This is a genomic window from Rhodovulum steppense (assembly GCF_004339675.1).
GTDB classification, from domain to species: Bacteria; Pseudomonadota; Alphaproteobacteria; order Rhodobacterales; family Rhodobacteraceae; genus Rhodovulum; species Rhodovulum steppense.
In genome coordinates, this window is sequence record NZ_SLVM01000011.1 from 38636 (window position 1) to 50644 (window position 12009).

The window sequence follows — 12009 nt, forward strand, 5'->3', positions numbered from 1 at the left end:
CCGGGGTCGGCGGCCCAGCGTCAGCGCAGCCCCGCGCAGAAGTCCTGGATCCGCGTGCAGGCTTCCTTGAGTGCCGCGTCCGAGGTGGCATAGCTGACGCGGAAGGCGGGCGAGAGGCCGAAGGCCGCGCCGAACACCACCGCCACGCCCTTTTCCTCCAGCAGCGCGGTGGCAAAGGCCTCGTCGTCGGCGATCTTCGTGCCCCCCGCCGAGGTCTTGCCGATGCAGCCCGCGATCGAGGGATAGACATAGAACGCCCCCTCGGGCACCGGGCAGTCCACGCCTTCGGCGGCGTTCAGCATCTCCACCACCATGTCGCGGCGGCGCTGGAACACCGCGTTGTTCGACGCGATGAAATCCTGCGGGCCGGTCAGCGCCTCGACCGCCGCCCATTGCGCGATGGAACAGGGGTTCGAGGTCGATTGCGACTGCAAGGTGCCGATCGCCTTGATCAGGCTTGCAGGCCCCGCCGCATAGCCGATCCGCCAGCCGGTCATGCAATAGGCCTTGGACACGCCGTTGCAGGTCAGCGTGCGGTCGTACAGCCCCGGTTCCACCTCGGCGGGCGTGCAGAAGACGTAATCGCCATAGACCAGCTTTTCATACATGTCGTCCGACATCACCCAGACATGCGGATGGCGCATCAGCACATCGGTCAGCGCCTTGAGCTGGTCGCGCGTATAGGCCGCACCCGTCGGGTTCGAGGGCGAGTTGAAAATGAACCACTTGGTCTTCGGCGTGATCGCGGCCTCCAGCGCCTCGGGGGTGATGCGATAGCCGGTCTCGGGGCCGCCTTCGACGATCACCGGCGTCCCGCCCGCCAGCAGCACCATGTCGGGATAGCTGACCCAGTAGGGCGCGGGGATGATGACCTCGTCGCCGGGGTTCAGGGTGGCCATCAGCGCATTGTACAGCACCTGCTTGCCGCCGGTGCCCACCGTGACCTGTGCGGGCGTGTAGTCCAGCCCGTTATCGGCCTTGAACTTGGCGCAGATCGCGGCCTTGAGTTCGGGAAGCCCGTCCACGGCGGTATATTTCGTCTCGCCCCGGTCGATGGCGGCCTTGGCGGCGGCCTTGATGTTGTCGGGCGTGTCGAAATCGGGCTCGCCCGCGCCCAGCCCGATCACGTCCTTGCCCGCCGCCTTCAACTCGCGCGCCTTGGTCGTCACCGCGATGGTCGGCGAGGGTTTGACCCGCGAGAGTGTCGCAGACAGAAAGGACATGGTCGCCTCCGGTTTGAAAAGATTTCCCCTTTCTCATAGGGTGCCCCCCAAGGCCGTTCAAGCGCCTTTGCCGCAAGGGGGTTCCGCGATGACCGACAGCCGCACCGACTGGTATTCCGAAGAGACCGCGACCTTCGGCGACCGCCTTTCCGGCGCGCGCGAGGCGCTGGGGATGACCCAGACCGAACTGGCCAAGCGGCTGGGGGTGCGGCTTGCCACCCTCAAGGCCTGGGAAGAGGACCGCGCCGAGCCGCGCGCCAACCGGCTCCAGATGCTGGCAGGCGTGCTGAACGTCTCGATGATGTGGCTGCTGAACGGGCAGGGCGACGGTCTGGACGGCCCGCCCGAGGAGGGGGCGATTCCGGGCGATGTGCGCGCGATCCTGTCCGACATCCGTCAGGTCCGCTCCGAGATGGGGCGCCTTGCGGATCGGCTGGCGGTGCTGGAAAAGAGGCTGCGCAACGCCCTGAAGGAGACCGCATGAGCCTGACCGAATCCCCCGAGGCAAGGCGCAAGCGCATGCATATCCGTGCCTGGCGGCGCGGCACCAAGGAGATGGACCTGATCCTGGGGGGCTATGCCGATGCGCATCTGGCGGGCATGGATGCCGCCGCGCTGGACGCCTTCGAGGCGCTGCTGGCCGAGGACGATCACGACCTCTACCAATGGGTGACGGGCCAGGCCGTGCCGCCCGCCCACATTGCCCCGCTGATCGGGGAATTGGCCCTGCGCACCGCCGGTTAGATCGCTTTTTTCATGCTTTAACGGAATATTCGTCACTGATTCCGTATTCCTGCCGGGTCACAGTGAACGGCGGAGCAAGACATGAGTATCCATTCCCCCATCGAGACAGGCGGCAGGACCGGCGTGATGAGCGATTATCTCGACGCGCTGTCGCTGGTCGAGCGGCTGCACCGGCTGCTTCTGGACGTCATCAAGGACGAGTTCGAGCGGCTGGGCGTGCTGGATCTGAACGCGGTCCAGGCGCTCTTGCTGTTCAATATCGGCGAGAACGAGGTGACGGCGGGCGAGTTGAAGACGCGCGGCTATTACCAGGGCTCGAACGTGTCCTACAATCTCAAGAAACTGGTGGAAAAGGGCTTCATGCACCACCAGCGCTGCGAGATCGACCGCCGCGCGGTCCGCGTCCGCCTGACCCCAAGGGGGCGCGAGATCCGCGACATCGTCGCCGGTCTCTTCGCCCGCCATGCCGAGGGGCTGGTGGTGCGCGGCGTGGTCACCGCCGACGGGCTGGCCGAGATCGCCGACGCGCTCAAGCGGATGGAACGCTACTGGACCGACCAGATCCGCTATATCTACTGACGGCCCGGCCCCCCGCGCGGGGCCGTCCGCCTACCAGTGCCCGGTATTGGGCATGCTCGCCCAGGGCTCCTGCGGCTCCAGCGCCCCGCCCATCTGCAACAGCTCCACCGACACGTTGTCGGGGCTGCGCACGAAGGCCATCCGCCCGTCCCGCGGCGGGCGGTTGATCGTCACGCCATTCGCCTGCAGATGCGCGCAGATCGCATGGATATCCTCGACCGCATAGGCCAGATGGCCGAAATGGCGGCTGTCCGACGGCAGCCCCTCATCCCCGTCCCAGTTCCATGTCAGCTCCACCGGGCACTCCTCCTGTCCCGGCGGCGCCATGAAGACCAGCGTGAACCGGCCCTGTTCGCTCTCGACCCGCCGGACCTCCTTCAGCCCCAGCAATTCGTAGAACGCAATCGACGCCTCCAGGTCCTTCACCCGGACCATCGTGTGCAGATAGCGGATTTGCATGCGCAGCCTCCTTTTCCCGCCCGAACCCTAGCACGCCCCGGCCGCCGCGCCACACCCCCCGCATCTGGGTGTTTCACGATCCATCCCGCATAGATATAGTGTTACCCGACTCGTCTTCCGCGAAAGGACCGCGCCATGCCGCTCACCCAGGATCAGCTTGCCGAGATCGAGGCCCAGCGCGGCCAGACCACGCCCACGCTGCGCGCCACCGCGCCGGGCATGGAAAACCGCCTCTACACCGCCCATCCGGTGCTCGACCACGGGCTGATCCGGGTGATCGACTACATGGGCGACGATGCCGCGATCTGCCAGGCGGCGCGGGTCTCCTATGGCACCGGCACCAAATCCGTCAGCAATGACGAGGGGCTGATCCGCTACCTGATGCGCCACTGGCACTCGACCCCCTTCGAGATGTGCGAGGTCAAGTTCCACGTCAAGCTGCCGGTCTTCGTCGCCCGGCAATGGATCCGCCACCGCACCGCCAACGTCAACGAATACTCCGCCCGCTATTCGATCCTCGACCGCGAATTCTACATCCCCGCCCCCGACGCGCTGGCCGCCCAATCCACCGTGAACAACCAGGGCCGCGGCGAATTGCTGGAGGGGGAGGAGGCCGCCCGCGTCCTCGACATCCTGAAAACCGACGCCGCCCGGGCCTATGACAATTACGAGGCGATGCTGTCCACCGAAGGCCAGAAGGGCCTCGCCCGCGAGCTTGCCCGCATGAACCTGCCCGCCAATATCTACACCCAATGGTACTGGAAGACGGATCTGCACAACCTCTTCCACTTCCTGCGCCTGCGCGCCGACGTGCACGCCCAATACGAGATCCGCGTCTATGCGCAAGTGATGTGCGAGATCGTCGCCGACTGGGTGCCGCTGGCGTATAAAGCCTTTGCCGATTACCGTATGGGCGGCGTCAATCTGTCAGCTACCGCGATGGACTGTGTCCGGCGGATGCTGAAGGGCGAGACGGTGACGCAGGAGAATTCCGGCATGTCGGCGGGGGAATGGCGGGAGTTTGAGGGGGTATTGGGGTCAGGATGATTGACGAACGAAATGTAAATGTTTCATCTTTTACGCTGACACAAATAAGCAACATCATGCGAGCGCAAAATAAGGCGCGCGCGGAAGAGATCGAGGCTAAGTGTGTCGCGATGTGGTGTCAGGGGATGACGCCTGAACCAAGTGTTCTTAAACACTTGGTTTTTCTGCCGCAGGAGGATTTTGATAATATCCTTTCTAAGCACCCGTGTTATTCGATCGATGATGCGATAAAGCAGGTCGGTTCAGCGTTCAAGATTTTGACATCTGCGCACAACCAGATACTAGAAACATTCGGAAGATACTATTCGAATGTTGCTTTTGGTGACCTGAGTTCGAATTTAGATGTGGCTGAGCGCGCGACCTCACAAGTTTTTCAGTTCTCTTTTGCGGCTGCCGCACTGATTCAGACATATCGTAGACTCCTTTCAGTGTGTCCGGATCGCAAAGATGAGTTTACACAGCTTGTCAATCGAAGCATTGCCGACGAGTGTCTCGCTGGCTTCGTTCAGGAGCTTAGGAATAATTTCGGTCATGTTCGAATTCACTCCCCGAGTCCGAGGGGTACCTATGAAATCGGAGGGCAAAGAAACGCTAGCGTTAGTATTTTGTTTAAATCTTCTGATTTGCTGGAAGGCGGACAATGGAATTTGAAGGCAAAATCCTATATCGAGCGCCAAGATGAAATAGATATAATTAGTGTAATACATGAATATCATGGCTTTGCAAGCAAAATATTTATTTCATATTTGGCCCGAATTGGCTTGCTGTTCGATGTTGGTTTGGGTGAGTTGAGAAAAATACGCGCAATGCGGCGGCACACGCTAATGACCAGCTATCTTAACGCGATATTACCGGCCGTAAGCGGGGGAGATTTTGATCCTTACTGTCACTTAGACAAGATATTTTGTAATGAAGAGTTGGAGCGAATTTTGTCGCTGCCATGCCGTTCGCGACAACAAGTAGATTATATGATTATGCTTCGTGATCCTTTAGGTTTATGTGAGCAGAATTTTCGTGAGGATCTCTACAGGCTTTTCGGCGCTGAATAGCACCCGTAGGGTGGCTGCCAACCCACCATCCCCCGGCCACCCCACCACGCTCCCGCATTGCCCACCCCCGCCCCGCGCCCTAGGATCACCGGGAAAGCGCAAGGGGGGGCTCCATGTCGGTCGTCACGCTGATCGTTCTCTATCTCGTCACCGCGATCTTCTTTCTCGCCGTCGATGCGGTGATGCTGACCAAATTCATGCGCCCGCTGTTCGAGCGTTATGTCGGCGACTGGCTGCTCGACAGCCCGCGGCTGGGCGCGGCGGCGGTGTTCTACCTCGCCTATGTCGCGGGGCTGGTCTATCTGGTCTCGCGCCCCGCGCTGGCGGCGGGCGATCCGATGCAGGCGCTGGTGCAGGGCGCCATCCTCGGCGCGATGGCCTATGGCACCTATGAATTCACCAACTGGGCCACGCTCAGGAACTGGTCGGTCGTGCAGGTCGTCGTCGACACGACCTGGGGCGCGGTGCTGACCGGCGTCTCGGCCTGGGTCGGCGTGACGGTGGCGCGGGCGATTGCCTGAAAAACGGGCAAAACGACAGCGTGCGGCCCGTTAACCCGGGCCGCCGCCGGAAAAAGGTCCGATGGAATTCATATGGAAATCATATGGAATTCCGATTTGACGGAGTCAGAGCAGCCGCAGCTCGCCCGCCGATTTCCGCCCGTCGCGGCCCTCGATCATCTCGAAGGCGACCTTCTGGTTGTCGGCCAGCCCGGTCAGCCCGGCGCGCTCCACCGCCGAGATATGCACGAACACGTCCTTGCCGCCGTCATCGGGCGCAATGAACCCGAAGCCCTTGGTAGTATTGAACCATTTCACGGTGCCGGTGGGCATCGTCATCCTCTCCATCTTCGGTTTCCGCCCCCGCGGAATTGCCGGGCGCGGGTCACAGCCAGGTCTTCCAGTCTTCCGGCTGCCCCGAAAGAGGAGCGGTCGCCCAGGTCGTCTGCCGTCACGGGGCGAAAGCATGCGGGACGAATCAACCCAAAATCAAGTGAAGTTTACAAGGCCCCTTTTCCCCCCATACTGCACCGAAAAGGAGTCCCGAATGATCGTTTACGGCTTGAAAACATGCGATTCCTGCCGAAAGGCCCGCGCCGCGCTGACAGCCGCGGGCCACCCCGCAGAGCTGCGCGACCTGCGCGAAACCCCGCTCTCCCCGGCCGAAATCGCCCGCTTCCTCGCCGCCTTCGGCAATACCCTCGTCAACCATCGCTCGACCACCTGGCGCGCCCTGCCAGAGGCCGAGCGTGCGAAAGATCCGACCGCCCTCCTGGCCGCCCATCCCGCCCTGATGAAGCGCCCGGTGATCGAGGTGGACGGGCGGCTGCATCTGGGCTGGGACCGCGCGGTGCAGGAGGAACTGCTTGGCAAGGCCGCGCCGGGCGCCTAGATCGGGCCGAGACAGGCAAGGAGTCGATCAATGCGCAACGCCGCCCTGACCCTTGGGGTGATCGCGGGCCTGCTGGGCCTGATCGTGGGCTTTTTCGGCTATGGCTACACCGTCTTCATCGAAAGTTTCGGCGAAATCGGCGATCTGGCCCGGCAGGTCGAGAACCCCGAGCGCACGCGCATCATCTCGCTTCTGGCGCCGATCCTTGCGATTGCGGGGGGCGCGATGGCGCGGGCCCAGAACGTCGTGGGCGGGCTGATGATGCTGGTGTCCTGCGCGGGGATGTATTGGGGCTTTGGCTTCAACGTCTTCACCATGTTCCCCATCGCGATGTGCGGTCTGGGCGGCGTGCTGGCGCTGGCCGCCCGCCGCCCGGACCCGGCCTGAGATCAGGCCAGATCGGGGGGCAGGGCGGCCGCGGCGAGGTCTGCCACCACCGCGTCCAGCGCCACGGTCTGCGTGCCCTGTTCGCCCAGCCGACGCAGGGTCACGCTGCGGTCCTCGACCTCGCGCGCGCCGATGGCCAGGATCACGGGCACCTTGCCAAGGCTGTGCTCGCGCACCTTGTAGTTGATCTTTTCGTTGCGAATATCGGCCTCTGCCCGAACGCCCGCCGCGGTCAGACGCGCCACCACCTCGCGCACGAAATCGTCCGCCTCCGACACGATCGAGGCCACCACCACCTGCCGCGGCGCCAGCCAGAAGGGCAGTTTCCCGGCGAAGTTCTCGATGAGAATCCCGATGAACCGCTCGAACGACCCGAGGATCGCGCGGTGCAGCATGACGGGGCGGTGCTTGGCGCCATCCTCGCCGATATAGGTCGCCTCCAGCCGTTCGGGCAGCACGAAATCCACCTGAAGCGTGCCGCATTGCCAGTCGCGCCCGATGGCGTCGGTCAGCACGAATTCCAGCTTGGGCCCGTAGAAGGCGCCTTCGCCCGGGTTCAGCTCATAGGCATAGCCCGCCGCCTCGGTCGCCGCTTTCAGCGCGGCCTCGGCCTTGTCCCAGACCTCGTCGCTGCCCGCGCGCATCTCGGGGCGGTCCGAGAATTTCACCCGGAACTTCTCGAAGCCGAGATCGGCATAGATCGCGCTCAGCATCGCGATGAAGCGGCGGGTTTCCTCCTCGATCTGGCTCTCGCGGCAGAAGATATGCGCATCGTCCTGGGTAAAGCCGCGCACCCGCATGATCCCGTGCAGCGCGCCAGAGGGTTCATAGCGGTTGCACGAGCCGAATTCGGCCATGCGCAGGGGCAGGTCGCGATAGGATTTGAGCCCCTGGTTGAAGATCTGCACATGGCAGGGGCAGTTCATCGGCTTGAGCGCATTGACCGATTTCTCGCGCGCATGCTCCTCGTCCACTTCGACGATGAACATATGCTCCTGATACTTTTCCCAATGGCCCGAGGCTTCCCAGAGACGGCGGTCCACCACCTGGGGCGTGTTCACCTCGACATAGCCATTCGCGTTCTGCCGCCGCCGCATGTAGTCCTGCAAGACCGTGTAGATGCGCCAGCCATTGGGGTGCCAGAACACCTGGCCGGGCGCTTCTTCCTGCATGTGGAACAGGTCCATTTCCCGCCCCAGCCGGCGATGGTCGCGCTTCTCGGCTTCTTCGAGGAAATGCAGGTAATCCTTCAACGCCTCGCGGTTGCGGAAGGCGACGCCATAGATGCGTTGCAGCATCGGGCGATTGCTGTCGCCGCGCCAATAGGCGCCCGCGACCTTCATCAGCTTGAAGGCATCGGCGGGCAATTGGCCGGTGTGTTGCAGATGCGGGCCGCGGCACAGATCCTGCCAATGGCCGTGCCAATACATGCGGATCGGCTGGCCCTCGGGGATCATGCCGACCAGTTCCACCTTGTACGGTTCGTTATTGGCCTCGTAATACTTCACCGCCCGCTCACGGTCCCAGATTTCCGTGGTCACCGGATCGCGGCGGTTGATGATCTCTTTCATCTTCGCTTCGATCTGGCCCAGATCCTCGGGCGTAAAGGGGTCTTGGCGGTCGAAATCGTAATACCAGCCATTCTCGATCACCGGGCCGATGGTCACCTTGACGTCGGGCCAAAGCTCCTGCACCGCGCGGGCCATGACATGGGCCAGGTCGTGGCGGATCAGTTCCAGCGCGGCGGCATCGTCCTGCATCGTGTTGATGGCGATGGCCGCATCCTCATGGAGGGGCCATTGCAGGTCGAAATGCTGCCCGTTCACCTGGGCCGAGATCGCCTTTTTCGCCAGCGAGGTCGAGATCGAGGCCGCCACCTCGGCCGGGGTCGTGCCGGCCGGAAAGCTGCGGTGATTGCCATCGGGAAAAGTCAGCGTGATCTGGCCCATTGCGGCCTCCTCGTCGGTTTGGCGCCCACGGAACGCCCGGTTGCGGGTTATGTCGCGCCCCTGATGAACCCGGGCGTTGGGCAAGTCAAGACGGCGGGGCTGCGTAGGGTGGGTGTCAACCCACCGCCTGCCCCCGCCGCCCTCAGCCCAGTTCGGCCAGCCGCCCCAGCGCCGCGCGCAGCTTGGCGGCCTCGTCCTGCTTGGCCTCGGCCAGGTCGCGGGTTTCCTCGACCACGTCTTCGGGGGCGCTGTCGATGAATTTCGGGTTGTTCAGCCGCCCCATCAGCCCGGCCAGTTCCTTTTCGAGCTTGGCCAGGCTTTTTTCCAGCCGGGTCTTTTCGGCGGCGACGTCGACGATGCCTGCCAGCGGCAGGGCAAGGCTTGCGCCCTCGATGGCGATGGTCACGCAGCCCTTGGGCAGGTCCTTGACCTCGCTCAGGCTTTCGACGCGGGCGAGCTTGCGGATCAGGGCTTCGTTGCGGTCCCAGGCTTTGCGGGCGGCGGGGTCGATCTGGGTGGCGAGCATCGGGATCTGGGCGCCGGCGGGCACGCCCATCTGGGCGCGGGCCGAGCGGATTTCCTCGATCAGATCAATGACCCAGTTCATCTCGCGGTCGGCCGCCGCGTCGATCAGTTCGGCGCCATAGGTCGGCCAGTCGGCATGGACGAGCATCTTTTTGCGGGTGGCGGTGGTGGACCAGAGGTCTTCGGTGACGAAGGGCATGATCGGGTGCAGCAGGATCAGGCACTGGTCCAGAACCCAGGCCATGGTGGCCCGCGTCTCGGCCTGCTGGGCTTGCGTGCCGTCCAGAAGCAGCGGTTTCGAGAATTCCACATACCAGTCGCAGACCTTGCCCCAGACAAAGGCGTAAAGCGCGTTGGCGGCGTCGTTGAAGCGGTAGTTCGCAAGCGCGTCGTCCACGGTCTGGCGCACCCTTGCCGTCTCGCCGATGATCCAGCGGTTGACGGTTTCGGCCGGGGTCGGCGGTGTTTCGGACTTGTGAGTTTCGAACACTCCGTTCATTTCGGCAAAGCGCGCTGCATTCCACAGCTTGGTGCCGAAATTGCGATATCCGGCAATGCGTTGCGTGGAAAGTTTCAGGTCGCGGCCCATCGCGGCCATGGCCGTCAGAGTGAAACGAACCGCATCTGCGCCGAATTCGTCGATCAGCTCCAGCGGGTCGAGGACGTTGCCCAGAGACTTGGACATCTTCTTGCCCTTCTCGTCGCGGACGAGGGCGTGGACATAGACCGTGTGGAAGGGGATGTCGTTCACCACGGCAAGCTGCATCATCATCATCCGCGCGACCCAGAAGAAGATGATGTCGAAGCCGGTGATCAGGACATCGGTCGGGAAATACTTGCGCAGTTCCTCGGTCTGTTCCGGCCAGCCCAGCGTTCCGATGGGCCAGAGCCCGGAGGAGAACCAGGTGTCGAGGACGTCGGGGTCGCGGTAGAGCGGGATTACTTTCTCGGCATTCTCCGTTCCCGGTTCTAATCCTCTCCACGCGTCGCAAGCTTTGACATACTGTTCGTGGTTATCAAAAAGCTCCACAGAATAAGGCGCGTAGAACGCTTCTGCCTCTTGTTTGGCTTCTTCTTGGCTAACAGCGCAAAACGGATGGACTCGCGCTGCGTCGAAAGGCCGCCCGCGCTCATCGAAAGCATCTTCAGGGAAGGCGGGAAGATTTCGGCCTGAAGGGCCCATTTCTCCGGGCTTTCCCAAGAGTTCCGGCCCATACCAAACCGGGATCTGATGTCCCCACCAAAGCTGGCGGCTGATGCACCAGGGCTCGATGTTTTCCAGCCAGTGGAAATAGACCTTTTCGTGCTGCTCGGGCAGGATCTTCGTCCGTCCGTCGCGGACGGCGGCCAGCGCGGGTTCCACGATCTTGTCCGTCGCCACGAACCACTGGTCGGTCAGGTAGGGCTCGATGGCGGTCTTGGAGCGGTCGCCATGGGGAACCATGTGGCGGTCGGGGTCGATGCCGTCGAGCCAGCCATCGTCACTGGCCTCGTTGATGATCGCCTCACGCGCGGCGTAGCGGTCGGCGCCGTCCAGACGTTCGATGGCCTTGGCGACCAGATCGGGGTCGCAGCCCGCGGCGAAATCGGGGTTGTCCTTCAGCCACATCGCGGCCCGCGTGGTCATCACGTTGATGGCGCGCAGGCCGGCACGCTGGCCGACCTCCCAGTCGTTGAAATCATGGGCGGGGGTGATCTTGACCGCGCCGGTGCCCTTGGCCGGATCGGCGTAGTCGTCGGCCACGATGGGGATCGACCGGCCGCACAACGGCAGGCGGACGGTCTTGCCGATCAGGTGCTTGTACCGCGGATCCTCGGGGTGGACGGCGACGCCGGTATCGCCCAGCATGGTTTCGGGCCGTGTGGTGGCGACGACCAGATAGGGGCAGGGTTCGGTCGCGGTGACGTTGCCATCCTCATCCCATTCGGTGGGGCGGTCCCAGGTCGCGCCATCCTCCAGCTTGTAGCGCAGGCGCCACATGGCGCCGTCGACCTCGACCTGTTCGACCTCGAGATCGGAAATGGCGGTTTCGAAATGCGGATCCCAGTTCACCAGCCGCTTGCCGCGATAGATGAAGCCCTTGTTGTAGAGATCGACGAAGACCTTGATGACGGCATCGTGGAAATTGCCATCTTCGCCCGCCGGTGCCCCGGGTGCACCCGACATGGTGAAGGCGTTGCGCGACCAGTCGCAGGAGGCCCCCAGCCGCTTGAGCTGGTTGATGATGGTGCCGCCGGATTGCTGCTTCCATTCCCAGACGGTTTTCAGGAAGTCCTCGCGCCCCATTTCGCGGCGGCCGGGCTTGCCCGCCTTGGCCAGTTCGCGTTCCACGACCATCTGGGTCGCGATGCCCGCATGGTCCTGCCCCGGCTGCCAGAGCGTGTCGAAGCCGCGCATCCGGTGCCAGCGCACAAGGATGTCCTGCAACGTGTTGTTGAAGGCATGCCCCATATGCAGGCTGCCGGTGACGTTGGGCGGCGGGATCATGATGCAGAAGGTTTCGGGGCGGGACGCGTTCGCCCCGGCCGTGAAGCACCCGGCCTTTTCCCAGGCGTCATACAGGCGGGCCTCGGCCTCGGCGGCGTTGAAGGTCTTTTCCATCGGCATGGGGCGCGGTCCTCGGCATCGGATGGGCATTGGCGCGTGACTTAGCG

The 12009-nt window shown here is 63.3% G+C and carries 13 protein-coding genes; 8 read left to right on the plus strand and 5 right to left on the minus strand.

All coding sequences use genetic code 11. The annotated features are described in order from the left end of the window. Positions 1-20 precede the first annotated feature (20 nt). Entirely contained in the window at positions 21-1223 is a 1203-nt protein-coding gene (locus EV216_RS08995) for a pyridoxal phosphate-dependent aminotransferase (protein WP_132694765.1), read from the minus strand. Between the two features lie 88 nt (positions 1224-1311). Between EV216_RS08995 and EV216_RS09000 the strand changes: the two genes are divergently transcribed. The 3 genes from EV216_RS09000 (at position 1312) to EV216_RS09010 (ending at position 2546) form a co-directional block, all read left to right on the plus strand. Continuing rightward, complete coding sequence (locus EV216_RS09000; protein WP_132694766.1) at positions 1312-1707, plus strand: helix-turn-helix domain-containing protein; 396 nt, start codon at positions 1312-1314, stop codon at positions 1705-1707. Positions 1708-1709: 2 nt separating this feature from the next. Further along, positions 1710-1967: an FAD assembly factor SdhE gene (locus EV216_RS09005; protein WP_132694901.1), complete on the plus strand. Its 258-nt coding sequence runs from the start codon at positions 1710-1712 to the stop codon at positions 1965-1967. A gap of 81 nt (positions 1968-2048) precedes the next feature. Then, positions 2049-2546, plus strand: coding sequence for a MarR family winged helix-turn-helix transcriptional regulator (locus EV216_RS09010; protein ID WP_132694768.1), 498 nt, complete (start codon positions 2049-2051; stop codon positions 2544-2546). A gap of 30 nt (positions 2547-2576) precedes the next feature. On the opposite strand, the gene EV216_RS09015 is transcribed toward EV216_RS09010, so the two are convergent. Continuing rightward, the gene (locus EV216_RS09015; protein ID WP_132694770.1) at positions 2577-3005 is read right to left on the minus strand and encodes a VOC family protein; all 429 of its coding nucleotides are present in this window, start codon (positions 3003-3005) and stop codon (positions 2577-2579) included. Between the two features lie 135 nt (positions 3006-3140). Between EV216_RS09015 and thyX the strand changes: the two genes are divergently transcribed. From thyX to EV216_RS09030, 3 genes are all read left to right on the plus strand, one after another. Then, positions 3141-4052, plus strand: coding sequence for an FAD-dependent thymidylate synthase (gene thyX, locus EV216_RS09020; protein ID WP_132694771.1), 912 nt, complete (start codon positions 3141-3143; stop codon positions 4050-4052). Further along, positions 4049-5101 carry a hypothetical protein gene (locus tag EV216_RS09025; protein ID WP_132694772.1) on the plus strand — a complete coding sequence of 351 codons (1053 nt, stop codon included), beginning with the start codon at positions 4049-4051 and terminating at the stop codon, positions 5099-5101. The genes thyX and EV216_RS09025 overlap by 4 nt, the downstream gene beginning before the upstream one ends. A 113-nt stretch (positions 5102-5214) precedes the next feature. Then, the gene (locus EV216_RS09030; RefSeq protein WP_132694774.1) at positions 5215-5622 is read left to right on the plus strand and encodes a DUF2177 family protein; all 408 of its coding nucleotides are present in this window, start codon (positions 5215-5217) and stop codon (positions 5620-5622) included. Positions 5623-5727: 105 nt separating this feature from the next. Here the strand turns inward: EV216_RS09030 and EV216_RS09035 are convergent, their stop codons facing one another. Then, the gene (locus EV216_RS09035) at positions 5728-5934 is read right to left on the minus strand and encodes a cold-shock protein (RefSeq protein WP_132694903.1); all 207 of its coding nucleotides are present in this window, start codon (positions 5932-5934) and stop codon (positions 5728-5730) included. Between the two features lie 214 nt (positions 5935-6148). Between EV216_RS09035 and EV216_RS09040 the strand changes: the two genes are divergently transcribed. Both EV216_RS09040 and EV216_RS09045 read left to right on the plus strand, forming a co-directional pair. Further along, entirely contained in the window at positions 6149-6493 is a 345-nt protein-coding gene (locus EV216_RS09040; protein WP_132694775.1) for an arsenate reductase family protein, read from the plus strand. A gap of 30 nt (positions 6494-6523) precedes the next feature. After that, positions 6524-6880: a hypothetical protein gene (locus EV216_RS09045; RefSeq protein WP_132694777.1), complete on the plus strand. Its 357-nt coding sequence runs from the start codon at positions 6524-6526 to the stop codon at positions 6878-6880. A gap of 2 nt (positions 6881-6882) precedes the next feature. Here the strand turns inward: EV216_RS09045 and thrS are convergent, their stop codons facing one another. Both thrS and EV216_RS09055 read right to left on the minus strand, forming a co-directional pair. After that, a complete protein-coding gene (gene thrS / locus EV216_RS09050) occupies positions 6883-8829 on the minus strand; it encodes a threonine--tRNA ligase (protein WP_132694779.1) in 1947 nt (648 codons plus the stop codon). 142 nt (positions 8830-8971) lie between these two features. Further along, the gene (locus EV216_RS09055; RefSeq protein WP_132694781.1) at positions 8972-11962 is read right to left on the minus strand and encodes a valine--tRNA ligase; all 2991 of its coding nucleotides are present in this window, start codon (positions 11960-11962) and stop codon (positions 8972-8974) included. Positions 11963-12009 lie beyond the last annotated feature (47 nt).

Bases quoted from the DNA above. Each gene is read 5' to 3' on its own strand.
- EV216_RS08995 (WP_132694765.1), bottom strand. From the start codon at position 1,223: ATGTCCTTTCTGTCTGCGACACTCTCGCGGGTCAAACCCTCGCCGACC.
- EV216_RS09000 (WP_132694766.1), top strand. From the start codon at position 1,312: ATGACCGACAGCCGCACCGACTGGTATTCCGAAGAGACCGCGACCTTC.
- EV216_RS09010 (WP_132694768.1), top strand. From the start codon at position 2,049: ATGAGTATCCATTCCCCCATCGAGACAGGCGGCAGGACCGGCGTGATG.
- EV216_RS09015 (WP_132694770.1), bottom strand. From the start codon at position 3,005: ATGCAAATCCGCTATCTGCACACGATGGTCCGGGTGAAGGACCTGGAG.
- thyX (WP_132694771.1), top strand. From the start codon at position 3,141: ATGCCGCTCACCCAGGATCAGCTTGCCGAGATCGAGGCCCAGCGCGGC.
- EV216_RS09025 (WP_132694772.1), top strand. From the start codon at position 4,049: ATGATTGACGAACGAAATGTAAATGTTTCATCTTTTACGCTGACACAA.
- EV216_RS09030 (WP_132694774.1), top strand. From the start codon at position 5,215: ATGTCGGTCGTCACGCTGATCGTTCTCTATCTCGTCACCGCGATCTTC.
- EV216_RS09035 (WP_132694903.1), bottom strand. From the start codon at position 5,934: ATGCCCACCGGCACCGTGAAATGGTTCAATACTACCAAGGGCTTCGGG.
- EV216_RS09040 (WP_132694775.1), top strand. From the start codon at position 6,149: ATGATCGTTTACGGCTTGAAAACATGCGATTCCTGCCGAAAGGCCCGC.
- EV216_RS09045 (WP_132694777.1), top strand. From the start codon at position 6,524: ATGCGCAACGCCGCCCTGACCCTTGGGGTGATCGCGGGCCTGCTGGGC.
- thrS (WP_132694779.1), bottom strand. From the start codon at position 8,829: ATGGGCCAGATCACGCTGACTTTTCCCGATGGCAATCACCGCAGCTTT.
- EV216_RS09055 (WP_132694781.1), bottom strand. From the start codon at position 11,962: ATGCCGATGGAAAAGACCTTCAACGCCGCCGAGGCCGAGGCCCGCCTG.